At 46.2% G+C, this 26,024-nt stretch carries 15 protein-coding genes; 10 read left to right on the plus strand and 5 right to left on the minus strand.

Annotation, left to right across the window (positions count from 1 at the left end):
* Positions 1-123: 123 nt before the first annotated feature.
* Complete coding sequence (locus QT987_RS19600) at positions 124-2,670, minus strand: ATP-binding protein (RefSeq protein WP_333243156.1); 2,547 nt, start codon at positions 2,668-2,670, stop codon at positions 124-126.
* Positions 2,671-3,358: 688 nt separating this feature from the next.
* On the opposite strand from QT987_RS19600, the gene QT987_RS19605 reads away from it, so the two are divergent.
* The 7 genes from QT987_RS19605 to QT987_RS19635 all read left to right on the plus strand — a co-directional run bounded on the left by QT987_RS19605 (position 3,359) and on the right by QT987_RS19635 (position 14,393).
* On the plus strand, positions 3,359-4,627 hold the full coding sequence (locus QT987_RS19605) for a transposase (protein WP_333243159.1): 1,269 nt from the start codon (positions 3,359-3,361) through the stop codon (positions 4,625-4,627).
* 67 nt (positions 4,628-4,694) lie between these two features.
* Positions 4,695-5,981, plus strand: a complete 1,287-nt coding sequence (locus QT987_RS19610; protein ID WP_333243162.1) for a chemotaxis protein — start codon at positions 4,695-4,697, stop codon at positions 5,979-5,981.
* A 202-nt stretch (positions 5,982-6,183) separates the two neighbouring features.
* Complete coding sequence (locus QT987_RS19615; protein WP_333243165.1) at positions 6,184-8,106, plus strand: response regulator; 1,923 nt, start codon at positions 6,184-6,186, stop codon at positions 8,104-8,106.
* Between the two features lie 262 nt (positions 8,107-8,368).
* Positions 8,369-11,812 carry a PAS domain S-box protein gene (locus QT987_RS19620; protein WP_333243168.1) on the plus strand — a complete coding sequence of 1,148 codons (3,444 nt, stop codon included), beginning with the start codon at positions 8,369-8,371 and terminating at the stop codon, positions 11,810-11,812.
* Positions 11,813-12,095: 283 nt separating this feature from the next.
* The gene (locus QT987_RS19625) at positions 12,096-12,482 is read left to right on the plus strand and encodes a response regulator (RefSeq protein WP_333243171.1); all 387 of its coding nucleotides are present in this window, start codon (positions 12,096-12,098) and stop codon (positions 12,480-12,482) included.
* Between the two features lie 1,177 nt (positions 12,483-13,659).
* On the plus strand, positions 13,660-13,968 hold the full coding sequence (locus tag QT987_RS19630) for a DUF1830 domain-containing protein (RefSeq protein ID WP_333243174.1): 309 nt from the start codon (positions 13,660-13,662) through the stop codon (positions 13,966-13,968).
* 74 nt (positions 13,969-14,042) lie between these two features.
* Entirely contained in the window at positions 14,043-14,393 is a 351-nt protein-coding gene (locus QT987_RS19635; protein WP_333243176.1) for a late competence development ComFB family protein, read from the plus strand.
* 231 nt (positions 14,394-14,624) lie between these two features.
* Here the strand turns inward: QT987_RS19635 and QT987_RS19640 are convergent, their stop codons facing one another.
* Together QT987_RS19640 and QT987_RS19645 are read right to left on the minus strand one after the other, a co-directional pair.
* Positions 14,625-14,978 (minus strand): DUF6464 family protein, encoded by a 354-nt coding sequence (locus QT987_RS19640; protein ID WP_333243179.1) that lies wholly within the window; start codon positions 14,976-14,978, stop codon positions 14,625-14,627.
* A 418-nt stretch (positions 14,979-15,396) separates the two neighbouring features.
* The gene (locus QT987_RS19645; protein ID WP_333243182.1) at positions 15,397-16,128 is read right to left on the minus strand and encodes a sucrose-phosphate phosphatase; all 732 of its coding nucleotides are present in this window, start codon (positions 16,126-16,128) and stop codon (positions 15,397-15,399) included.
* 178 nt (positions 16,129-16,306) lie between these two features.
* Here QT987_RS19645 and QT987_RS19650 point away from each other — a divergent pair, with 178 nt between their 5' ends.
* Positions 16,307-18,517: an iron uptake porin gene (locus QT987_RS19650; protein WP_333243184.1), complete on the plus strand. Its 2,211-nt coding sequence runs from the start codon at positions 16,307-16,309 to the stop codon at positions 18,515-18,517.
* Between the two features lie 156 nt (positions 18,518-18,673).
* Here QT987_RS19650 and QT987_RS19655 read toward each other — a convergent pair whose 3' ends face one another.
* Both QT987_RS19655 and QT987_RS19660 read right to left on the minus strand, forming a co-directional pair.
* The gene (locus QT987_RS19655) at positions 18,674-22,015 is read right to left on the minus strand and encodes a PAS domain S-box protein (RefSeq protein WP_333243187.1); all 3,342 of its coding nucleotides are present in this window, start codon (positions 22,013-22,015) and stop codon (positions 18,674-18,676) included.
* 409 nt (positions 22,016-22,424) lie between these two features.
* Positions 22,425-23,087 carry an HAD family hydrolase gene (locus tag QT987_RS19660; RefSeq protein WP_333243190.1) on the minus strand — a complete coding sequence of 221 codons (663 nt, stop codon included), beginning with the start codon at positions 23,085-23,087 and terminating at the stop codon, positions 22,425-22,427.
* 46 nt (positions 23,088-23,133) lie between these two features.
* Here QT987_RS19660 and QT987_RS19665 point away from each other — a divergent pair, with 46 nt between their 5' ends.
* Both QT987_RS19665 and QT987_RS19670 read left to right on the plus strand, forming a co-directional pair.
* The gene (locus QT987_RS19665; RefSeq protein WP_333243193.1) at positions 23,134-23,928 is read left to right on the plus strand and encodes a Uma2 family endonuclease; all 795 of its coding nucleotides are present in this window, start codon (positions 23,134-23,136) and stop codon (positions 23,926-23,928) included.
* 212 nt (positions 23,929-24,140) lie between these two features.
* Positions 24,141-25,949 carry an aspartate kinase gene (locus tag QT987_RS19670; protein WP_333243196.1) on the plus strand — a complete coding sequence of 603 codons (1,809 nt, stop codon included), beginning with the start codon at positions 24,141-24,143 and terminating at the stop codon, positions 25,947-25,949.
* Positions 25,950-26,024 lie beyond the last annotated feature (75 nt).

The following is a 26,024-nucleotide window of genomic DNA, read 5'->3' on the forward strand; positions in this document are numbered from 1 at the left end:
CTTGAGGATTTTCTATTTTCGATTTTGGATTGATTCCAGGGATAAATCACGTGGCGGGTACCACCTTTGAAATTCGTGGTCATTCCCCAATCTAAAATCTAAAATCTAAAATCTAAAATTGTATTACCCATTACCAATCCCAGCCATTAAAGAAATAATTTTGTCCAGCAATTGCTCAGGATGAATCGGTTTAGCCAAACAATCGTTAGCTCCCGCCGTCACAAAAGATATCTGATCGGGCGGAATTTCATTAGCGCTTAAAGCCAGAATCTTGATATTTTCAGTAGCGGGTTTTTCGCGCAGTTGGTGAATTATTTCGCAGCCATTCATACCGGGCAAACGCATATCGACAATCACAGCATTCGGCTGCAAAAGTTCAATTTGTTCCACCGCCGCTGAACCTTCAATCATCCACACCACTTGCAGTCCTGCTGCTGTCAGGATATCGCAAATCAGCATGGCAGTTTCTTCATCTTCTTCCACGAGTACGAGGCTACCGCGCGAGGAATAATGCAGCGGTAAAGATGAATTAGATTTTTCATAGGTTAATTTTGTGGATTCATCTTTGGTTAGAGTTTGGATGGGTATAAAAACGGTAAAAGTAGAGCCGACATCAACTTGAGATTTGACTTCGATCGCACCGCCGTGAAGCTCTACTAACTGTTTAGTTAAGGCTAATCCCAGACCGGTGCCGCCGTATTCCCGGCGGTAGGGGGAATCCAACTGCTGGAATTTTTGAAACAACAGCGATCGCTGATCTTCGGGTATTCCAATGCCGGTATCTTTGATTTGAAAAACAGCGGTGCTGCCTGCAGGTGCAGTACCGGGATGCCGCACTGCCGACGTTCGATTTTTATCTTCTGTCACCCAAACTCGCAGGATGACTCGCCCGCCTTTGGGAGTAAACTTAATCGCATTTCCTAATAGATTGAAGAGAATTTGTCTCAAGCGGCGCGGGTCAGCGATAAAGCGATCGCACTCTTGTTTTATCCGCTGTTCTTGCAGCAGTTCCACGCCTTTAGCCGCAGCTTTTTCTTTGAGGGCGTGCAGGCTCTGAGAAGCTAATTTAGAAAGTGAAAATTCACTAATTTTTAATACTGCTTTTCCCGCTTCTACTTGCGATAAATCTAAAATATCGTTAATTAATTCTAATAAGTGGTCGCCACTGTCTCGGATAGTTTGCAGGTACTGTCGCTGCTTTTGCACTGGCACTTCTTTACTGCCAACTTTGCCGTAAGACCACCGCAGCAGCGTGTCAGAAATGCCGATGACGCAAGTCAGAGGAGTCCGCAATTCGTGGCTCATAGCTGCCAAAAATTCGCTCTTGGCGAGGCTGGCAGACTGGGCTGCAACCAGTGCATCGCGCAGTTCTCGCGTGCGCTCTATTACGCGCTGTTCTGAGGTGCGCTTTTGCTGCTGGACTTGTGCATAAAGTTCGGCTTGGTAAATCGCGATCGCCAAATGTTCTGCTATTTGTCGCAAAAATGTTTTTTTGCTTTCTTCCCACTCGCGAAAAGTACACTGGTGGGCAATTAGCAGCCCCCACAAGTCGTCTTGAACTACGATCGGCACTAGCAACTTTGCCCGCACCTTCGCCCGCCGCATCAACTCTAAAAAACAAGGCTGCGAAGAGTAACTTGTTTCCACATCCGCGACGCACAAAGCCAAACCTTTGCGATATTTTTCTCGGTCAAGGACTCCATTGGTAAAACACTGCGCGTCTTCACTAAAATTCAGTACAGACGAGATAGTATCGTTAGCTAAAGCTTCGTAAGTTACACGACCTAAATACAAGTAAGACCCGGAATTTGCTATGATTTCGCCACACCCAGAAACTGCCGCAGGATTTTCTTTAGCTAACTCGGCCTTGTGCGGCGCTGGCACTTTTTCAAATTGATAAATTAACAGGCGATCAACCTCCAAAAACTCTCGCACTTGCTCGACTGCTTTTGACAAAATTACAGGCAATTCCAAACTCTGGCGGATTTGAGTTGTCACCTGATTCAAAAGTCGCTCTTGTTCAAGCTGTTGCTGCAAAGCATCTTCTACTGGCTGACAAAATGAAATGCAGGGACTGGCAATTTGTAATTGATTGACGGCTTCGGCAATCTGGCTTTGTAGCGTTTCTGGATCTATAATTTTGGGCGCTGATTTTCCCTCTATTTCTGTTTGGCTGTGTAGGGGCAGGCGATTATTTTGGCTGGCCTTAGCAGCTAGAATATCCAGCAAATTTAGGGTGAATTCGCTTTGAAGAACGGCCGAGTTGGGCTGTATATTTTTAATTGCTTGTTTGATGGCGCGAATGTCAATTTTCCACGGGGGTGCGGGCTTTATTTCTGCGAGTTTGTCTGCGAGGGTAGACAGGAAATTGGCGATCGCCCCAGGGTCGAAAGTCAACTGCACATTCAATTGCGAATAGAGATTTTTTTCGCTGTGCTTGTGTCCGTTTGTTGCGAACTCATCTAATAGATTGCCCCGCAGCAGCGCGCTAAAATGGTCTGATACTACTGCTGCAAACCTTTCCGACGAATTTTCCAGATTTTGAGAATCAGCGATCGCATCGTCGGTCAGCCAAATCGCCCCTGGGATTTCAGCCATTTGCTGTAACAACTGGTAAGCAGCCTCAAAGGTTGCTAGCGGCAAAGTCCGATTTAAGGTTTTTGGTTTCAATCTAGATATTTTCCCGGTTGTTTTAAAGAACAAAATATGAATGCCCCTGTTGTGAGGACGGAACCCGTGGGACAACTGGCGTGGCCGATCCAACAGACTTGAGATGACAATAGTCAGACACTAGGTAATAGAAGGCCCCAGGGTCAGAGAGTTAATTTTTCCCTATAGTTGTCCTCTTTCTTCTGGGCGAGTAACCCCCACTTCAGCGTTTTACGAGCGCGAAAGCGGTAGGAGGAAACAGGGGGAAGGGATAGGGCTGTATAATCGATCGCTTCTGGTTGTGTTTGTGAACCGGGTTGTTGAGGGAAACTAAGCAATTCCACTCCCATTGCTGGGGTGAAGTTAGCACGCGCCTTTGTTTTCTGAGCTGATTCGGCTAATGGTACGTCCTTAACCCAAATAAAAATGTTTAACCCTTAACGACAGAACAGGGGACTAGCTACGCATCCGCTTGGTGTCATTACTCAAAAAACCTAGACATCAAAGGTGTCAGGCTGGTCAACTAAAAATGAAGTTTTAGGCCCGAAGCCCAGTCACTTCCGTGCTGGGTCGTTGACTACTTTCAACAATCTTATTCCAGTATTGTAAAACTTCGTTGAGTTTATAAGCCATTATAAACAAGAATGGTATCATATCGCTATGAGTGTTGAACAAGAAATACGCACAGCCCAAAGAAGGGAAGTCTCAAATGCAGCTAACAGAGAGGCACATCATTAAATCCACGGAACACCGTTTCGCCCAAATAGACGAACTAGCTTTCAAGTCCAAAAACCTCTACAATGCCGCCAATTACGTCATTCGTCAGAGCTTTATTTATGGATGGGGTTATGTCAGTTATAACGAAATGAACCGATTGATGAAGTCTCATGAAGCATACAAGGCTTTGCCTGCTAAAGTTAGTCAGCAAATCTTGATGGTGCTAGACAAGAATTGGAAATCGTTTTTTGAAGCCGTTAAAGCTTACAAAGCTGACTCTTCAAGATTCACGGGTAGCCCAAAATTGCCAAAGTACAAAGATAAGACTAAAGGGCGAAACCTTCTAGTATACACGATTCAAGCAATTAGCAGCAAACAGTTGAAGAAAGGAATTATTAAACTTTCCGGCACTGAACTTTCAATTAAAACCCAACTCAATCCCAACCAGATTTGTCAAGTTAGACTGGTTCCGAAATGTGATTCCTATGTAATTGAGGTGATTTATGATGAAGCGGAGTCCACCCTTGGCAATGCCAACTCTGTAGCTAGTATTGATTTGGGACTGGATAATTTAGTGGCGTTAACTTCAAATCAACCGGGATTTATCCCTTTGTTGATTAACGGGCGACCATTGAAATCGATTAACCAGTTCTACAACAAGCGGAAAGCACGATTGCAATCCCACTTAAAAGGGAATCGCAAAACTTCACCCCGGATTCAGCGCTTAACTCGCTGTCGCTATCAAAAAGTTGATAATTACTTACATCATGCTAGCCGTCTAATTATTAACCTTTTGCTCACCAAGCAGATTGGGACGCTAGTAATTGGCAAGAACGCGCAGTGGAAAACAGAAATCGAGTTAGGGAAGCAAACCAATCAAAACTTTGTTAGTATTCCTCACTCTCGATTAATTGAAATGTTGGAGTACAAAGCTCGGTTGGCGGGAATCACAGTAATTGTGCAGGAAGAATCCTACACATCCCGATCCAGTTTTTTAGGTTTAGACCCAATTCCTGTTTATGGAAAAACAGAAAAAGAGCCTGTGTTTACTGGTAAACGGATTAAGCGGGGTTTGTACAAAACGTCGAGTGGTCAGCTAATTAATTCCGATGTGAATGCAGCGTACAATATTCTCAGAAAAGCAATCCCAAATGCGTTCCGCAATGGGATAGGGAGCTGCGTAGTTCAGCCGAGGCGGGTCGATCCGCTCAAAGCAAAAGTGAAAGGGGAGGGACTTAACGCCCCCCATGTCTATAAATGACTATACTTTTGCCAGCTATAATATTAATATATAATTTGTTAACTTGTACTTAACACTATCCGGGTAAATGAGCAATCCAACTCAACTCACCCCCGATTTCACGATCGGACATCTGCCGTGTCACGACTTCCAAGTGAGCGCTGCAACTCTAGGACAGGTAGTGGCTGAAAGATTTGAGCAAGAACCCGACCTGCCGGGAGTCATTATTACTCATGAATCACAGGTATTGGGCATGATTTCTCGCGTCAAATTTCGAGAGCAAATGAGTTTTCCCGATCGCGTAGAACTTTACGGGTCACACCCGATTCGAGCCTTGTTAGATTTTATTAGAATTCCGCCTTTGCTGCTTTCGGAAAACTGGAAAATTGACGATGCTGTCCAAGCGTCTTTCAACAGGCATAGAGACTTAATTTATGAACCGATAATTGTGGTAATGGAAGACCAGAGCCACCGCCTTTTGAACATTCATACTCTGGTGATTGCCCAGTCAAAGATTTTAGCACAAACCAACAAAGCTATTCAAAAATACAGACTAGAAAGACACAAGTATTTGGCGCTGATTCAACAAGAAAGAGCGAAAGTTCATGAATGTAAGGAACTTTTAAAAAGCTACCAACGTCAAGCAGAAAAATCCCAGGTCAATCCGAATTCCCATCAAGCGGCGCTGGTCAAACAAGCTGAAGAAATTGCTCAAATGAATCAGCGATTTGTGAGGATTGCAAAACTGATTTCTTCGGAAGGTCGCCAAGCATTTCAAGCTACTTTTCAAGGTGCTAATTCTATTTGCAACAATACAGATAAAATTTTGGGCGTGGGCAAAGCCATAGCTAATGATTTAGAAACGGTTAACCGCACTTCCCGAACCATCCGGGAGGCGATCGAACAAGTCAGGCATTTAGCAGTACAGGTGGCTGTAGTTACCAATCAAATGGGAAGTCAGCCTAGCGGCCTGAGCAAAGTGAGTCTAGAAATTGGCAGACTGGCAAGTAAAACTTTTGAATTGGGGACTCAAATGGAGCAAATTGCCAGCCGATTTAAACTTCGAGTTCACGAACTCACGGAGGCAGCAAGAGCGGGTGCTAATGTGGCTAAATCCGTGACTATCAAGATCGATCGCGCCGAAATGGCCCTATTAGAGTTGGAAGAATTAATAGCGGAAAAAAATTTCAATTCGTTGACCGCTATCCAAGAACCTTTGGGAGTCATAAAAAGTGTTACCCCTGATTCTTTAGTTCGAGAAATAGAACACACAGAAGTGGCGGCTTCCGAGTTGGAAGATTTAGTGAGAAATCAAGATTCCTCGCAATATTTGATTCAAAAAATTCAGCAGGCGTTGAAGTCCAAAAAGCCCTAAAATCCAAGCCAGAATCTAATGAAATATTACGATAGGAAAACAAATAAAATCACAAGAATAATTGACACTTATACTATTTCAAGAATAATATTTGTTATACTGAAGGTGGGGAATTTTTCCATTCAGTTGTAAAAAGGCTATTTAATTAGCCCCAAAAACCTCTAAAAAATTCCAATAATAGTTGGAAGGACAGGTGACGTTTATGAAAATCCTGCTGGTAGAAGATGACACAGTTACAGTCAGTTTGCTAACTCAAGCGCTGGAGTCTCACAATTACAATGTGAATGCGGCAGCAGACGGTGAAACAGCGTTGCATTTGGTGCAGGCATACGATTACGACCTGATTGTTTTGGATGTGCTGATTCCTAAACTCGACGGCATTAGTTTGTGTCGAAAATTGCGATCGTCCGGCTGCCAAATGCCGATATTACTGCTGACAGCGCTAGATAGCAGCAACGATCGAGTCCAAGGTTTAGAGGCCGGTGCAGACGATTATGTGGTCAAACCCTTTAATCTCGAAGAATTAATCGCTCGAATTCGGGCTTTGCTGCGCCGGGGTAAGGCAACTTTGTCAAGTACAAATTTGACATGGGAAAAACTGCAAGTCAACCCGGACACTACGGAAGTAACTTATGCCGAAAAAGTGCTGCACTTGACTCCTAAAGAGTACAATTTGCTAGAACTTTTCCTGAGAAATCCTCGGCGCATTTTCAGTCGCAGCGCCATCCTCGATCGCATTTGGTCGGCCGGCGAATTTCCTCAAGAAGAAGCCGTTACTGCTCACATCAAGGGGCTGCGGCAGAAGCTGAAAGCAGCCGGGATGACTGTAGATTTAGTGGAAACTGTGTACGGATTGGGCTATCGGCTCAAAAGTCTGCCGGAGGAGATTGAGAGCCCACAAGTTGGGCAGGAAACGGCAGAAACTGCTAAAACTCAAGAGACTTTATCTACTGCATCCAGCGGGTCGAGCCAGGAATTAAATAAAGACGAGCGCCGTCTCAAAGTCTTGAATGCGATTGCCCAAATGCGGGAAAATTTAAAAGCTAATTTTATAGAAAAGGTGGCGATATTCGATCGCGCGATCGCTCAACTGAAAAACGGAAGCTTGGAGGGCGAACTGCGCCAAGAAGCCCAGTCTCAAGCTCACAAATTAGTCGGTTCTTTGGGAACGTTAGGGTTGCCGCAAGGTTCGGAAGTGGCGCGCCAGATAGAACATTGGTTCAAGGCTGAAAACATCTTGAAACCGGGGACGGCTCAGCAGATTGAGGGATTTCTGCATAAGCTCAAACAGATATTCGATCGCCCGTCGCCCGAACCGGAAGGCGATTTAGTTCCTGCGGTTTCCCAAAAGCGCCGAATGCTGGTTGTTGATGATGATACTTTTGGGAGCGATCGACTCAAAACAGTAGCATCCGGTTCCGACTTCCAGATAGAAGTCGCCAACTCTCCGCAAGCGGCTAGAAATGCGATTTCTCAACAGCCTCCCGACGCGATTTTGCTGGATTTGACATTTTCCAGATCTCAGGAAAACGGACTTTCTCTATTAGCCGAACTCCGCAGTGAAAAGCCCGAAATTCCGGTAATGGTTTTTAGCGGGCACAATCAATTGAGCGATCGAATAGAAGTTGCTCGTTTGGGAGCTTCGGGCTTTTTACACAAATCTATCCCCCCAGCAGATATACTCAAAGCAGTCGCCCAACTACTCGACCAGACTGGCCCTGCTGAAGCTAAAGTTATGGTGGTAGACGATGACGTGCATCTATTGGCTGCACTGCAAGTGATTCTCCAACCTTGGGGATTTCAAGTAACAACATTGGACGATCCCGAAAAGTTCTGGGAGGTACTCGAAACGACTTGTCCGGATTTGCTAATTTTAGATGTGGAGATGCCCGGTTACAGCGGTATCGAGCTGTGTTTGGCAGTTCGCAACGATTTGCGCTGGAGCAAGCTCCCCGTGCTATTTTTGACAGCTCATTCCGAGTCGGAAACCGTGCGCCAAATGTTTGTCGCAGGTGCTGACGACTACGTTAACAAGCCGATCGTGAAACCGGAATTAATTGCTCGCCTCCTGAATCGTTTGGAGCGGACTCAACTGAGAAACAGACTGGCTCAGGCACAGCGCTAATCCCATTTTAGATTTAAAAAATTAAAGAATTGAAGAACTGGGAATGGCTGATGAGATATGGGTTTCGAGCACGTACCTACAGTTGTATTCTTTTTTTAAAATGGGATAACTAGGAGCAAATATGCAGTGCGTGTCCGAAACAAATTAGGAAGCCTTAGCCAAGACTGGGGATGGTTAGATTGTGTGATTGCGACGCGGTGCTGTTGATTAATGCTAGCCCGCCGATCGAGAACACAGGCTAATTTAGAGAAATATTAATCAGATGAAAGCGATGGTATTGCCCTCAGACACAGGCACTCTCAATAACAGCGACTGCGAACTAATTTACGCCCCAGGTTCGATTCAACCTCACGGCATCCTTTTGGTGCTGGAATCTCCGGCGTTAAAAATTTTGCAAGTTAGCAACAATACTTTTGAGGCGATGGGCCTTTACCCCGAACAACTTTTGGATAAATTTTTAGAGGAATTTGTCGAGACTGAGGAAATTGAGGCTATTGAAAAAGCTTTATTTGAAAAAGACCAACGTAATGGTATCAGATTATCATTCAAAAGTCAAGACCGCCAGTCTTTTTTTGAGGGGACGCTACATCAATCAAATTCAGCATTAATTGTTGAACTAGAGTCGGTTGTTTCTCCAAAAACGAGCGATTGTTTCAATTGTTATAATTTAGTCCAAGAGCCGATCGACAAAATCCACAAAACACCAAACCTGCAAGTGCTGTGTCAGACAGCAGTTGAAGAAGTGCGGAGGATCATCGGTTTCGATCGAGCGATCGTCTATCAATTTGATGCCACCGGGGCGGGGGAAGTTGTCGCCGAAGACAAAGTAGAAAGTTTGGCTCCTTTATTGGGACTGCACTATCCGGCTACCGATATTCCCGCCCAAGCAAGAAACCTGTTCAGCATGAATTTAATTCGGTTTATTCCCGATATTAACTGTCAGCCTGTCGAACTAATTCCTCACTGCAATCCGCTGACGGGTAGCCCTTTAGATATGGGCGGATCTTTGTTGAGAACAGTTTCGCCTTGCCACGTTCAATATCTCAAAAATATGAACGTCGCTGCTAGCATGACTCTGACATTAATCAAAGATAAAAAACTCTGGGGATTGATTGCCTGTCACCATCCAACACGAAAGTATGTCAACTACGAAACAAGAACTGCTTGCGAACTACTAGCGAAGTTTGTGAATTTAGAACTCAGCTATAAACAAGATAGCGAAAACCGGGAATATGCTATTTATTTAAAAGCACTTTGCCAAAAATTTATCACGGAAATTTATCAAAAAAACTGCTTTGTAGAAGGTTTACTAACCTACCGAGATGAATTGCTTGCCTTAGTGGGTGCTACCGGTGGAGTTGTGTGTGCCAATGAAAATTTAACAACCATCGGGCAAACCCCGGAATTGGTAGAAATCGAAAACTTAATTGCTTGGATAAAAACTCAAATAAATAATGAGGTTTTTTATACAGATTCTCTCTCAAAACTGTATCCGCCCGCCGATAATTTTCAAGAATTTGCTAGCGGTTTACTGGTGCTTGCCATGTCCGAGATGCAAAATTATTACATTTTGTGGTTCCGTCCCGAAGCACTTCAAACTGTCAACTGGGCAGGTCCACCAGAGGGAAAAATTGAATTTAAACCGGATGGCACCCGATTAATTTCTCCTCGCATTTCCTTTGAGTTGTGGCAAGAAAATGTGAGGTCAAAATCTTTGCCTTGGCAGCAGTGCGAAATCGAAATAGCCAGAGAACTTCGAGTTGCTATTACTAGCATTGAGCTGCGGAAAATCAATCAGCAGCTTAGCTTAGCTTTGTCGGCTACCAAAATTGGATTTTGGGACTGGGACGTGCAGAAAAATCAGATAGTTTGGTCGAGGGAACACGAAGAGTTGTTTGGGTTGGCCCCAGGGACTTTTGCCGGAACTTATCAAAGTTTTGCAGCTTGCGTTCACCCAGAAGATTTTAAAAATATGGAGAATGCTATCAATCAGGCGATCGCCCAGCGAGGAGATTACTGTCACGAAAAGCGCGTGGTTTGGCCCGACGGCAGCATTCACTGGATGGAGGGAAAAGGTAAGTTTTTTTACAACGAAGCCGGCGATCCAGTGCGGATGGTGGGGACTGTTAGAGAAATTACCGATCGCAAAGCTAGAGAATTGCAGTTGCGCCTGTTGGAATCAGCAGTCACCACCACTAACGACGCCGTGTTAATTACCGAAGCTGAACCGATTGAGGAACCGGGGCCGCGAATTATTTATGTCAACCCAGCTTTCACGCGAATGACCGGCTATACACTAGAAGAAGTTGTGGGCAAAACGCCACGCATCTTCCAAGGTGAAAAAACAGATCGCGCCAGTCTCCATCGAGTTCGGACAGCTTTGAAAACCTGGCAGCCGGTGCGGGTTGACTCGATCAATTACCGCAAAGACGGGACGGAATTTTGGGTAGAAATGAGCATTGTCCCCATAGCGGACGAAAATGGTGAGTTTACCCACTGGGTATCAGTCCACCGCGATATTAGCGATCGCAAACTTGCTGAAGCTACCCTCCAACAGCTCAACGAACGGTTAGAAATGCGAGTTTTGCAGCGAACCAGAGAACTAGAAAGCTCTCAAGCAGAACTCCGGGAAAGCGAAGCTTTATTTCGCTCTCTGAGCGAGAGTTCCCCCGTGGGCATTTTCAAAATCGATACTGAGGGGAAATGTACCTATACAAATCCTCGCTGTCAAGCAATTGGTGGCTTCACATCGGCAGCGGCTTTAGGAAACGGCTGGATGCGGTTTGTTCACCGCGAAGACCTCAAACTAATTCTGTCTAAGTGGTCTCAATCGCAATCGCTAGATGGGGAATTTTCCGGCGAATTTCGCCACATCCAGCGAGACGGAACCATTCGGTTTTGTCGGCTTAAAACAGCTCCGATTTTTTCCGACAAAGCTCAACTAATTGGTCACGTGGGCACAGTCACAGATATCACAGAAAGTCGGGCAATTGAAAAAATGAAAAATGAGTTTATTTCGATTGTCAGCCACGAACTGCGAACGCCACTTGCCTCGATTCGCGGTTCTTTAGGTTTGCTGGCGGCTGGGGTACTGAAAAATAAACCGGAAACTGCCAAACAGATGTTAGAAATCGCTTCGAGCGATACCGAACGGTTAGTGCGTTTGGTCAACGATATTCTCGACTTAGAACGGCTCGATTCGAGCCAAGTTATCCTCGTCAAGCAGTGGTGCGATGCCCAGGTTTTGATGCGGAAGTCTGCCGAAGCTGTACTTTCTGTGGCTGCTGAAAATAACATTGATTTGTTGATTTTGCCCGGAACAGCAAAAATTTGGGCTGACCCCGACAGAATCGTTCAACTGCTGGTAAATTTGTTGAGCAATGCGATTAAATTCTCCGCTCCTGGAAGTACAGTAACTCTCAGGGTGGAAGATTTGGGCGAGCGGGTTTTATTTGAAGTCAAAGATCGAGGGCGGGGGATTCCGGCAGATAAACTAGAAACAATCTTTGGACGGTTTCAACAAGTCGATGCTTCTGACTCCCGCCAAAAAGGAGGTACGGGTTTGGGTTTGGCTATCTGTCGCAGCATAGTACAGCAGCACGGGGGCAGAATTTGGGTCGAAAGTGTTGTCTCACAAGGCTGCAGTTTCTATTTCACAGTCCCTGCACCGTTGGAAGGCGAGGGAGGAAAAAGTTTGGAGGTTTGAGATTGCTTTGATAATATCTCGCGAAAGCTCAAGTTCCTGGCAACCCACGCGGGTAGGATGATTTTGGGAGGCTGATAGGTCGATTTTTATGTTCAGGGCTTAAGTAGGTAAGCGGCAAAATCTATCAACAGCGCCCGACGATTAGGACGTTTTTAAGTGCGGAAACTCTTAATTTTATCGCTTCTTCCTTTTGCTATATCTTTCAAGAAACCCGGTTGATGAGGCAGCGTGCCTAAGTTTTTTTTCGGTTTACCATGATTAATTTAAAATTTGAGTTTTAATTATGTCAGCAAAGCGCATTCTGGTCATTGATGATGAAAAAAACCTCTGCAGCGTGATTCAGGCTTGTCTGGAACATTTAGGCGGCTGGTTTGTACTAAGCGCACCAGGCGGCAGCCAAGGATTGCTGTTAGCTGAAACTCAACTCCCTGACGCTATTCTACTAGATGTGATGATGCCGGATATGGACGGACTTACTCTGTTTGGTTTGCTACAAAACAATGTTGCTACTCGGGGGATTCCGGTGATTTTCCTGACGGCTAAGGTGCAGGCGATGGATTTGAGCAAATTTGCTGATTTGGGGGTAGCGGGGGTGATTGCAAAGCCTTTCGATCCTTTGAGTTTGGCACAGCAAGTGGCGGAAATTCTGGGTTGGGAACCGTTGCTTTAAGCTGTGGCGGCATTTAAATTGTAGGTCAAAAAAAATTAAAGTCTTGTGGGGAGTAGGGGCCCTAGCGTCCCGCCCGCCCTTAATATACAATTTAAATGCGCGACAGCTTAAACTCGGGTAAAATACATCGCAGATAGCAGATCAAACTCGGCATTTGAAACCGCTACTAGACAAACAAAGTCGGCCCAGCCCGACGGCAGAATCAAAGAGGCATTAAAGCCGGATGAGGCTCAAAACTCCGCTTTCTCATTCCCTTGATTCTTGCGAAAATTACGCAATTATGTTATTAAGCCGGGTTTAGGGGTCGAGGAAAGTGCTAGTTTTTCCGGCTATTTTCATAATTTCCTCATTTTTTTGATTTAGCTTTGAGATCGATCGGTGATTCGTTCATTTAAACCCTGATTCCCTAGAAATTCTAGAGATTATCTCAGGGAGTCGGGGTTTTTTGTTACCTGCAAAGCCGATCGGCTATCACCGTATTTACAGGCAGAATAACTCCTGCAGAAGTTACACAGATTGGCCTCAAGAACGGTTTTTTTTAATCCGAGCTCACAGATGCAGCGAAGTTTTTTGGTAAAAAACCCGGTTTGGGCCTGCTAATCCAAGATTTACGCAGATTTCCCTCAGAAACCGGGTTTATTAACCCAGGAGCACAGATGGAGTCAAGTTTTTGGCTAAAAAACCGGGTTTTTGCTTAAGTATTGTAATCCCTGCTTCGGCAAAAGTAGATTTATCAAAAAAAATGATTGTCTTCATAATTTCCTCATATTTTTTAGATAAAGTTTACTCCAAGCTCTGGATCTAAAGGTCGATCGCACTCTCAGCACCATTCCACTGCCAAAGAGTGAATCTGTTGTCAGGAGAGTTCGGGAAAGTGACGGTATTTTCGATTAACGGGTGCAACAGAACAACAACCTTAATAAGTCAGGATATAGGCCCTGCATACCAAACAAACCGGGGGTTTTCGCCGGAACAAACGGGGTTTCTTCGCCAAACCTCTCAATGTTGGCAGGATTACTCAATGCTACAAAAATTAATAACTGAAGATGTGATTCGTGCTATAGAATAACACAAAAAAAATAAGTCTGTCCTTTTGTCAAGATCCAAACTCACAATTGCCACTAACAGGCAAAGCCAAGTCTCAGTAAGTTTTTGAAAGAGTGTGGAGATTTTTTAAATGTCTGATCAGCTATCTTATAAAGGTAACAACCAGATTCTGTGCTATTACGCAAATGTTACCAACCTAGTTCAGGTGGTTCGGATTGGGAACATTCCTAATTGGTACTTTGAAAGAGTGATGTTTCCGGGACAGCGACTGATGTTTGAAGCTGCTGCAGAAGCAGTCTTAGAAATTCACACTGGTACGGTGGCAAGTGCTATTTTATCCGACAAGATTCCCTGCTACGTGCTGCGGGTTATAGAAGAGGTAAGTTCTGAGTTTGAGCTGGTGATGACCGAAGAACGATGGGCGGTATTAGCCGGTTAAAATTCATGAGAAATCAGACGAAAACGAGAAGGATCACAAAAATATTAGTTAACGAGTCTTTGGGGACAGGGAAAATGCAGAAAAATCTTGTCAATATTACCTTGGCTGTAGTCACAGAGGAAGTAGAAATTATCTTGGAGTCTTATCCGAAGCACCCATACCAACAAGCTTTTTCGCCTTCGGGATTGCGACAAGATTTAATTGCTTATGTGCTCAGCCGAGTTCCTAATAGATATACTGCGATCGACTCCGGCGAGTCTGTGTCAAACCAAACAGTTCAGGTTCGCTGTTCTTCAGAACAGTTGCTGCACATAGAAAATTTGATTCATACTGGCATTCGCGACGTGCTGCACAGCTATCAGAAGATAGATTACCCCCTACCTGAAGAAGTTAAATTCGATTCCAGAGTTGCTAGTTGGTTTTGATAGTTTATTGTCATTGAGGGAGACGCCGAGATTCTCGGCACTCTCGGTTTCTCAGTTGGGCGAGGTGAAATTGTGTACTGACGGAAAGCATCCAGGATACCCGCCACGTGATTCATCCGTCCAGAAATAAAAAACCTGTATCCGATAAATGCGCCCCCGAATTTATCCGTGGGCTCAATGCTTAAATCTAAAATCTAAAATCTAAAATCTAAAATCGATTGACTTGATGGTTCAAGACTTTTGGTAATCGCCACAGCCGTCGCACGGGCCATTGGGATTGACAGCACAGCGCAGAATTTCCGATCGAGCATTAAAGCGACAGCTAGCATCTCCGATAACCCAGATGCCGCTTACAAAAGTTCTTTCCGTCGGCGGTGTGGCCGACTGCACGTACAGGGCAATTTTTTGCAGTTGGTAGCGGCCGGATTTGAGTTGATAGCGGTGGTGGCGTTCCAAAACAGCGTAGGTTTGTCCCTCTAAATCTACATAGTTCCCCGGTTGCGGCGTCCAATCCAGCCGAATGCTACCTAAATATTGGCGCGGGTGAGAGAGAATCACCTCTACGGGTAAAGTATTTTGTTCCATGTGGCGGTGCGTTGGCGAACTGAACTAAAGGGGCAAATAGTTGACTCAACCTACATCTTGTTCATCTAGAAAGATAAGTTTTTATAGAGAGAGTAATTTAGGTTTAGGCGCTACACTTAACTATAGAACCTTTGGCGATCGGGGAATAGCCGACTTATCTTGGGATAGCCGACTCCCTCCACTACGTTGGGCCCAAGAGGCTAGGAAATAAACTTCAACTCGCTTGAGGTAACTCAAGTGAAGTTCGATTAGGTTTGATCAAGCAGTACACGCTGATGGTATCGCAACTCGCAGGTTCGATCGATACGCGGTTGAGATTCTGAACAGATTTTAACTGTTTGCAGGACTTGGGGTGCTTGGGGTGCGGTTGTACTTAGGACTTCAGCGATCGCTACCAACCAAACTGAATTTTTGGCAATCAAAATTCCCAAAAATATGCCATTCCTTCCATGATTCCCCAAGCGGAAGCAGAACTAGCTAAATAATGATTTTCAGTGCCGCATTCGCGATGCCATTCTAAGAGTTCTGATAGAGCATTAGCGACGATTACTCCCCGGAAATCCTGCTCAAACATACTGATATCATTGCCAGAATCACCGCAAACTAATGTTGCTTCAGATGGAATTTGTAGGCGCTTTTGTAAATAAGTAAGGGCATTGCCTTTATTGCTAGTTTGTGGTAAAATATCTACATTACTATTGCTGCTAAAAATGATTTGAGCTGGCAGTCGCGATTCAGTTAACTTTTGCTGCAAAGCGTTGATTGTCGAGCTATTTTCTGCTGCTGGTTCCAGACTATAACTGATTTTCCAAGGATTTTGTTCTTTTACGGATTGGGGTTTAAGCTGGGAAAACTGCTGTGCTAAAGAGGCGATCGCCATTTTATCCCAGTCTTGAGAAAGATATTCCGCCCAATCTAAATCGAGGATTCCGTCTTGGTAAATTTCGCTACCTACACCTGCGATCAAATAGTCGGGTGCTAGCAGTTGCTTTTGGGCAATTAATTCGCAAGTTGAAGCATAAGAACGCCCGGTAGCGTAAACCAAACAAATTTGCGATCGCACAGGTTGCAAGCGCTGGTTTAAAACTTGAGTTGCTTCGTCATCTCCGACTAGCGTGTTGTCTAAATCTGTAACTAATAAAAACTTCATTGGGGGAATTAGTCAGGAGTCAGTAGTCAGTAGTCATCAGTGATTAGTGATTGGGAATCGCTGGCTTCCTAAAATAATTTTAACTATTTATAAGAATTTGTTAAACCAACTACATTTATAAGCAAGCTTATCGTTTAAGATTGGCCAGATTTCATTTTCAACAAGTGGTGTGAGTGGTATGGTGAATAATTCAACCTCCGTTAAAGCTTTTTGGCTGTCTTTCTTGATTTCTGGTGTGGCAGTGCCTTTGGGCCCGATCTCCGCAACAGCTCAAATTCAGGATACCTCAACTCCAGAAGTTGCGCTAGAAGATAGTGCTCTCCCTACGGCTACCCCAGACGCAGCGCTGGCAGCAGGTAAGATTGAGATACCGCAGTTAGCGGCGATTACCGCAGAGACTAACTCCGCAGTCGATCGCCCTTTACCCGAAACAGATGCAGCATGGGTGAATCGTGCTTTACCCCAAACAGATATAGCAACAGTCGATCGCGCTTTACCCGAAACAGATGTAAAAGTCGATCCTGCTTTACCCGAAACAGATGCAGCATGGGTGAATCGCGCTTTACCCCAAACAGATATAGCAACAGTCGATCGTGCTTTACCCAAACAAGATATAGCAAAAGTCGATCGTGCAACAACAACCCCAGAAATAACCGAGGCAATCGGCGAATTGCCCCCACAGAAGTTAGAAATTGCAAACTCTCCTCAGTCTCAACAAGTTGCTGAAGCCAGCAAAGTTGCCGACATCAGCAGCGAGACGGGCAGCGCTGATGACCTCAGCATACAAGAAGACGCAGCACAAGTCACTTCTGTTTCCCAACTCTCCGACGTGCGGCCGACAGATTGGGCTTTTCAAGCCTTGCAATCCCTAGTAGAAAGATACGGCTGCATTGCGGGATATCCAGACGGCACATTCCGAGGCAATCGAGCAATGACTCGCTACGAATTTGCCGCCGGATTAAACGCTTGCTTGGATCAAATCACCAAACAAATTGGCGGTTCTACTGGTAATTTAGTCAAGCGAGAAGATTTACTTGCTTTGCAAAGATTGCAAGAAGAATTTGCAGCAGAATTAGCTACATTGCGCGGTCGAGTAGATGCTTTAGAAGCCCGGACTGCCGAATTGGAAGCCAACCAATTTTCAACTACGACTAAACTCAACGGATTTGCTTGGTTTAACCTGAGTGGAGCTTTTGCGGGCGATCGAGTCCGAGTTGAAGCAATAGATGGAAATGCTGCTCCGCTCGATCGAGTAGCCGGACGCGATCCTGTCACCAACAGACCAATTGTGCAGAGAGTGGACGATCCAGAAATCACTTTCAGTCAGTTAGTTTGGTTGACTCTCACTACTTCCTTTACAGGGAAAGACGAATTGATTACACAGCTAGCTGTAGGTAACGGCAATTCCCCCGCCAACCAGTATACTTCAACGGGTTTTTTCAATACATTCGGCACTCCTTTTCTCGATCAAACTGCCGGAGCAAATCCCAATGAAGTTATCCTGCGGGAACTTTCCTATAGGTTCCCGCTTACCAACAGCTTGCAAGTAGTAGTCGGGCCGCGGATTAATTTTTACCGCTACTTTGACAACAATAAATTTAACTTTTTCGTAGACGGTGCGAGCAGCTTTAATTCTAACAACAGCCCTTTGTTAAGCGCTACCAGACGCGGTGCCGGTGCTTTGGCTTTGTGGGATATCGGCCGCGCATTGAAACTGCGTTTTGGTTACTTGGGCGAGAGTACAGAATTTTTGCCAACTTCCGTGTTTAATTCGGCTTCCAATCCGTCTCAAGGCTTGTTTGACGGGACAAATACGACTACAGCAGAATTAACATTCAGTCCGAGCGATCGGGTTAATTTGCGCTTTTTGTACAGCCGTTCCAACATCCAGCAAATCGGCGGCTTAATTGGATCTCCTAACAGCAAGCCGTTAAACGGTGTGGCAGATGACGGTTTTGGTGGTCGGCTGGGGAATGCGACTGCGAATACTTATAGTTTCAATTTCGATTGGTCAGTCACTCGCGGTTTTGGTCTTTTCGGCCGTTACGGCTACGCCGAAACCAATATATTTCCCAAGACTAACCGACCCGACGGCACGATCAAAAATCAATCTTATCAGTTAGGAGTTGCATTTCCCGATTTGTTCAAAGAAGGAGCTTTGCTTACGGTGTCATATTTAGTACCTTTTGACTTTACTGGCGGTCGGAGATTTCTGATTTCTGGCGGGGGTAACGGTGGCACGCAGTACGAAATTGAGGCAACTTATTATTTTCCTCTCACCGACCATGTTTCGATCGTACCAGCATTTTATGCGATCGGCAATCCCAACAATTTCGATAACAACCCGACAATTTTTGTGGGCAATTTGCGGACGCAGTTTAGTTTTTAAGTAAGTTAGGGCTGACTTGAACATAATTATATAGCAATCCTCAATGAGTCGTAAATTTTTTACCCCACCCCAACCCTCCCCGAACCCGCGGAGAGGAAGTAAGAAATTCACGAATGATGCGAGGATTGCTATATCCTGATTAGCGTCGTCCTGATGTCAACGAATTGGAATTTCGATGATAAATTCAGTGCCTTTACCGGGTTCCGAGTGACACTGCAATTTGCCGTTGTGTTTTTCAACGACAATTTGGTGCGAAATTGATAAACCCAAACCTGTGCCTTTACCTACGGGTTTTGTGGTAAAAAACGGGTCAAACAAACGCACAATATGATCTTCGGGAATGCCCAAGCCATTGTCTTTAATCCGAATTAAAATGCTCTTATCATCAATTGTTTCTGTTTGAATGGTAATAGTAGGAAAGGTATAATCGGCTGTGTCTTTTGCTTGGATGCGGCTTTCTTCCAAGGCATCGATCGCATTTGCCAATACATTCATAAATACCTGATTTAACAGTCCGGGATGACAGTTTATTTGCGGCAGTTCTCCGTATTCTTTAATGACTTTAATGCCCTGCCAGTTGGGTTTGGCTTTCAGCCGGCTGTTTAACATTAACAAGGTACTTTCTAAACCTTCGTGAATGTCGGCAGTTTTGATTTTTGCTTCGTCCGCCCGCGAGAAATTTCGGAGAGTTTGAATAATTTCTACAATGCGCTCGCATCCGGTCTGCATTGAATTGAGCAATTTTGGCAGGTCTTTTGCTAGAAATTCTAAGTCTATATCTTCGGCTTGTTGCTGAATTTTTGTAGGGGAATTTGGGTACTCTTCTTGATAGACTTGCACGATTTCTAACAAGTCTAGAACGTAGCCTCGGACGTGGCAGAGGTTGCCTGCGACAAAGCCAACTGGGTTGTTAATTTCGTGGGCAATTCCTGCTAGCACCTGTCCGAGGGAAGACATTTTTTCGGTTTGTACTAACTGCATTTGAGTTTGCTGCAAGTCGCGCAAAGCTGTTTGCAATTCTTGGGATTTTTGCCGATCGCGCGAGGCGGCGGCGGCCCGTTCTTCCTCAACTCCGATCGCCCCGGCAATAATTCCGATCAGCTTGCAGTCGGCTTCTGTGGGCGCGATCGACTCAGTGTAGAGAACGCACATCGCACCCACATAATTGTCGCCCAGCCGCACTGCTTGTCCCAGATAGCTTCGCAGTTGATAGCGGATGACAGCGGGATCGATTTGGCCGTAGATCGTGTTCTGCAAGTCAGGAATGGCAACAGCCCGATCGCTTCCTTTGCTGCATACGTCGGTGCAGATGTGGCCCTCGGCGCGATCGACCAGCGGGTAGTCCGGCGGCGCTTGCCAAGTCGCGATCGCTTGCAGCAGTCCGCCACCGACGTGGCTGTAGATGGCGCAGTTTCCGCCCAAAAGCTCGCCGGCTAAGGATGTCAGGCGCTGGATGTTCTCAGCGGCGTCGGTGGTGAATCCCAAAAAGCACTCGTTGATTTTGCTGAGGCGGTACTCTGCTTGCCGGCGCGCGGTCATGTCGCGGGAGTTGATCACAATTCCTTTCACAGCGGGGTCTGCTAGCAAGTTGATGCCGACACCTTCGAGAAAACACCAAGAACCGTCAGCGCGGCGGAACCGACCTTCTAGGGCGATGGGAACGCCTGGATTTGCGATCAGTTTTTCGCCGTCGGAAATCACCGAGGCAATGTCGTCAGGGTGGATCGAATCGAGAGCAATTTGACGATCGAGTTCAAGGGGTTCGTAGCCCAAAACTCTTTCTACAGAAGGGCTTTCGTAAACAATGCGACCGCTAGCATCGAGAATAGTAATGATGTCGGAACTGTTGAGAATCAGCGATCGCCACTTAGCCTCATTTTGGAACAAAGCTGACTCGGCTTCTTTGCGATCGGTAATATCCTCTACCATTTGCAAAATAAACTGTGGCGTTCCCTGACTGCTGTCGATGACAGAGGTGCTGAGGCGTCCCCACCTGATGCTGCCGTCTTGGCGGAGGTAGCGCTTCTCGATTTGGTAAGCTTCGCGGGTGCCCGCGACTAACTGTTGGCGCAACTCGCGCGAAACTTGTGCGTCTTCCGGGTGCGCGCAGTCGTCGAGGCCGAGACCCCGCAGTTGAGCTTCCGATCGCCCCAGCATAGCTTGAAATGCCGGATTAGTGGCGATCGCAACACCTTCGAGGGTAGCGACTACCATGCCGATCGCAGCGCGTTCAAAAATTGCCCGAAACCGCTGTTCGCTGTCGCGCAAAGCTGCATCCGCTGCCACTTCCTGCGTGATGTCCCGCCCCGCCACTGCCAAACCTTTGCGCGAACCGTCAGGGTTGAACAGTGGCACTTTTCGCACTTCAAACAAATTGCTGCCGCCTGTGGGCAAGGGGACAATTTGGCGGCTGGAGGTAAGAGTGCCTGCTTCCCAGGTGGTTTCGTCGGTTTCCTGCCAAGTTAGCAGGATTTCTCTGACTCTGGGATCGGCGGCTGCAGCGAGTTCGGCAGTAGTTTTGCCCTGGTAGTCTGCGGTTTCCCAGCCCAAAAGTTGGAGGGCGCAGTCGTTGGCAATCAGCCAGCGCCCCTCGCTGTCTGTGAGGTTGATCGCGTCGGGGACGGCGTTGATCGCGGTTTTCAGCCAGTATTGTTGATTTCGCAGGGCTGCTTCGGCGCGCTTGCGATCGGCGATCTCGGCGACGGTTCCTTCGTAGTAAAGGAGTTCGCCATCTTCGTCGCGGACTTCGCGCACGTTTTCCGAGATCCAGGTAGTGCTGCCGTCTTGGCGGCGGACGCAAGACTCAAACTCTTTCAGAGAGCCGTTTTTGCTGATTTCTGCCATGAAGGAAGCGCGGCGGGTGCGATCGGCGTAAATGTTTTTTGCCGAACATTTTGCGATCAGTTCTGACGGGGAATCGTAGCCGTACATTCGGGCGAGTGCCTGGTTGGCGCTGAGGTAGCGCCCGTCTGGGGCGGTTTGAAATATGCCTTCGGTGGCGTTTTCAAAGATGCTGCGGTATTTTGCCTCGGCTTGTTTGAGGGCTTCTTCTGCTTGGAAGCGATCGGTGATATCAGATTGGACGCCGATGAAGTGGGTGACGAGTCCGCTGCTGTCGCGCACCGGCGAGATGGTGAGTTCGTTCCAGAAGGCGGTGCCGTCTTTGCGGTAGTTTTTCAGAACTACTTTGCAGTCGTGTTGTTCTTTCAGGGCTACGCGGATGCGATCGACGGCAGCGCGATCGGTATCCGGGCCTTGCAGAAAGCGGCAGTTCTGCCCGATTATTTCGCTGCGATTGTAGCCTGTAATCCGCTCGAAAGCACCGTTGCAATAAACTATAGGCTTGTCCGGCTGGGTAGCGTCCGCGATCGCGATGCCGTTGCTGGTAGCTGCCAGGGCGCGATCGTACAGTCGAAATACTTCTTCTATTAAATTCGGTGTGCCGCCAGTACGAGTCGGCGATAGCGTTTCAGAAGGAATGCTTATATCTATCTGCATGAGTTTCTATAAATTGAGTTTATTGTAGATACCGACTGCCAGCACACCCTAAAGTTTAACAGAATTTCCCTGTTTTCCGAAGGCAGAAGTTAGAAGGCTATCATGCAGAATTTTGGCGCTAAATTCTACCTAAAGAAAATCTGGCTTCCATCGTTTTTTTTTCCTTCTGCCTTCTGCCTTGTGCCTTCTACCTTCAAAGGAATCCTAGTTGTTAATTTATAATAGTTGTTCCCACCATAACTCTATCTCTGGTATGGTTTGCTTGGCAGAGTTTGGGCGGCTTACAAGTTCGGTCATTTATTTTTTTAGTTAAATAAAAAATACATCATCGGGCTCTCGTAAAAAAAATTAATTAAATACTTTATAGTTAAATGATTCAAACTCTTCTCTCAAACAAACCGAGGAAAAATTAATTTTTAACGAACACAGCAAGTTCTGAAATATCGTCGATCGCGAAAGTCGGTTCTAGGGCGAGACACTGAGCGCGATCGCCATATCCGTAAGCCGCCCAACAAACATCTATCCCAGCATTTTTAGCAAACAGCAAATCAATCGCTGTATCGCCAACCATTAAAATTTGACTGTTATCCAACTCCGGGAACAGCGGTTTAATAATCGAGTGAAAAACAGTCGGATTGGGTTTCGGAATTATTTGTCCGTTATCACCTAATATCAAATCAAAAAAACTGTAAATTTTCAAACTCTTTAGTAATACATTAACAAAAGTAACCTGTTTGTTGCTGAAAACTCCCAGGCTCAATCCCGACTGACGCGCCAACTGCAACACTTGCTTTGTCCCGGTAAATAACTCTACCTGCTTTTCACCTTCCGTCCGATAATAAGAGCGGTAAGTTTCAACCCATTCGGGAATTGCGCTTTCCTCGATCGCCGGATGGAGGATTTTAAAAGAATTTGGTAAATTGATGCCGATCGTACCTATAATAGTATCAGCAGCAGGCGGGAGAATATTGAAAGTTTCAAAAGTTTTGGTAAAGCAAAATACAATAGCTTTGTGAGTAATTGCCAAAGTGCCGTCGAAGTCGAAAATAATTAACTTGTACTGACTCATCATCCATTCCCAATGTGAATTATAATTTTTTAGCATTCAAGAGGTCAACATGAGTGTCACCAAAAAACCCGAACTTCTAGTAACAGATTTTACAGATTTCCCAGACCACACTCAATTACCCGACTCCGACGGTACTTTTGTGAAAAACTTCCAAGAACATCCTCAAAGCATCCTGTTAACAACATCTGTTCGACCCATTTTAGACCAACTTCATCCCGACGGACAATATTGTATCGGTCAAGATTCCGGCATCTATTGGCGAGTCCCACAACCCCCAGAACCCCTAGCCAGAGGAGCTGAAGCACCGGATTGGTTTTACGTCCCCGACGTGCCGCCAACTCTCGACGGAAATATGCGGCGTTCCTATGTGATGTGGAAAGAATTAATGCCGCCGTTAATCATACTAGAATTTGTCTCTGGAGATGGCAGCGAAGAAAGAGATAAAACTCCCAAAAAAGGCAAATTCTGGATTTACGAGCGGATTATTAGACCTGCTTTTTACGGAATTTATGAATTCAAAAAAGCCAAAATAGAATGCTATCATTTGGTAGAAGATAGATTTGAATTAATGTCAGAAAATCAGCGCGGACATTACCAAATCGAGCCAATGGGATTGGAATTAGGCATTTGGCAAGGGGTTTATCAGGGCGTAGAACTGCCTTGGCTGCGCTGGTGGGATGCTTCCGGGAATTTGCTGCCGGCCGCCGAGGAACGAGCCGAACAAGCGGAATTGGCAGTCGAACAAGCGCAGTCAGAAGCAGAACAAGAACGGCAAAAGCGAATAGAAGCCGAGCAGCGAATTCAAGCTTTAGAAGCGCGTTTGCGAGAGCTAGAAGGAGGCTAAAATCCGAATCAAGAGGGCGGGTTTATTAAAATATTGGTGTGATAGAATTAAATGGCTGGTAAAACCCCCCCTACCACATATTTTTTGTCGTTTACGCAGATATTTTTTTTCTTTTCTCCGGTTTGTCGTATGGGAATTTTAAAAATTACCACTTCTAATCCAGAAGCTGCTTGTATTATTTGATAAGTATTTTGTAGCTTTGTGTAGAATCTATGGCACTAATTGTTCAGAAATTTGGCGGCACCTCGGTTGGTACAGTCGATCGCATTTTGGAAGTAGCCAGACGAGTAGTAAAAACAGCACAGCTCGGCAACTCTCTCGTTGTCGTACTTTCAGCGATGGGCAAAACCACCGACGGTTTAGTTAAACTCGCCAAGGAAATTTCCCCAAATCCCAACAAGCGGGAAATGGATATGTTGCTTTCCACTGGGGAACAAGTCTCGATCGCACTTTTGAGCATGGCATTGCAGGAAATGGGACAGCCGGCAATTTCCCTCACCGGCGCCCAAGTCGGCATTGTCACCGAAGCCGCCCACACCCGCGCCCGGATTTTGCGAATTGACCCAAATCGGCTTGAAAGCCAGTTAAAAAGCGGTAAAGTCGTTGTGGTTGCGGGTTTCCAAGGTATCGCCGATGCCGGAGAATTGGAAATTACCACCTTGGGGCGTGGCGGTTCCGACACAACCGCAGTAGCCCTCGCTGCAGCGCTGCGGGCCGACAGATGCGAAATTTATACCGACGTGCCCGGAATTCTGACTACAGATCCGCGCTTGGTTGCCGACGCGCAATTGATGGACGAAATCACTTGCGACGAAATGCTGGAATTGGCGAGTTTGGGCGCAAAAGTCCTCCACCCGCGCGCGGTAGAAATTGCCAAGAATTACGGCGTGCCCCTAGTAGTGCTTTCTAGCTGGAGTGACGCCCCCGGTACCCGTGTAGTGTCCCCACCCCCGCAACCCCGGCCTTTGGAGGGCTTGGAGCTCGCAAAAGCCGTCGATGCGGTGGAATTTGACTTAGATCAGGCGGGGGTGTCGCTACTGCGTTTGCCCGATCGCCCCGGTGTAGCAGCGCGGTTGTTTGGTGCGATCGCCCAACAAAACCTCGATGTAGACTTAATTATCCAGTCAATTCATGAAGGAAATACTAACGATATTGCCTTCACAGTGACGCGAAAATCTCTGCAACAAGCCACCGCCGTTGCAGATGCAATTATCCCCGCCCTCGGCAAAAATTCTCGCCCAGAATTGGGAGAACCGGAAGTGAAAGCAGAAGAGCGGCCCATAGCTAAAGTTAGCATTGCGGGTGCGGGAATGATCGGTCGTCCTAGGGTAGCGGCGCAGATGTTTAAGACTTTAGCGGATGCGGGAATTAACATTCAAATGATTTCTACTTCCGAGGTGAAAGTTAGTTGTGCGATCGATGCCGAAGATTGCGATCGGGCTGTTGCCGAACTCTGCAAAACATTTGATGTTGCCAACTCCCCTATCGGGCTGCGTTCATCATCTCAAAAACCGCCTGCAGTCCGCGCCGTTGCGTTGGATCTCAATCAAGCGCGTCTGGCAATTCGCCAATTGCCCGATCGACCCGGAGTAGCAGCAAAACTGTTCGGACTTTTAGCCGAGGAAAATATCAGCGTAGATACAATCATTCAGTCGCAGCGCTGTCACAATATCGACGGTATCTTAACTCGCGACATCGCATTTACCGTAGCACAAATTGACGCCGAAGCTGCTAAAATAGTCCTCGAAAAAGCCGCCCCAGAATTCGGATGGGGCGAAGTAGCAGTCGATACACAAATTGCCAAAGTTAGCGTTGTCGGTTCCGGGATGGTAGCGCATCCGGGAGTAGCAGCAAAGATGTTTGAAGCGCTTTCCCGCCAGCAAATCAACATTCAAATGATTGCAACTTCCGAGATTAAAATTAGCTGCGTTGTGGATGAAGGACAAGGAGTAACTGCTTTGAAGGCAATTCACGCAGCCTTTGAACTTGCCGGCACTGAAAGAATCCAAGTTCCAGCTTAAGACAAGTAGGGAAATGGCACTGCCGTGTCCTTACAAAAATCGAGGAGACGGCAGTGCCGTTTCCCTACCTCAATT

The organism is Microcoleus sp. SVA1B4 (genome assembly GCF_036700545.1).
GTDB lineage: Bacteria > Cyanobacteriota > Cyanobacteriia > Cyanobacteriales > Microcoleaceae > Microcoleus.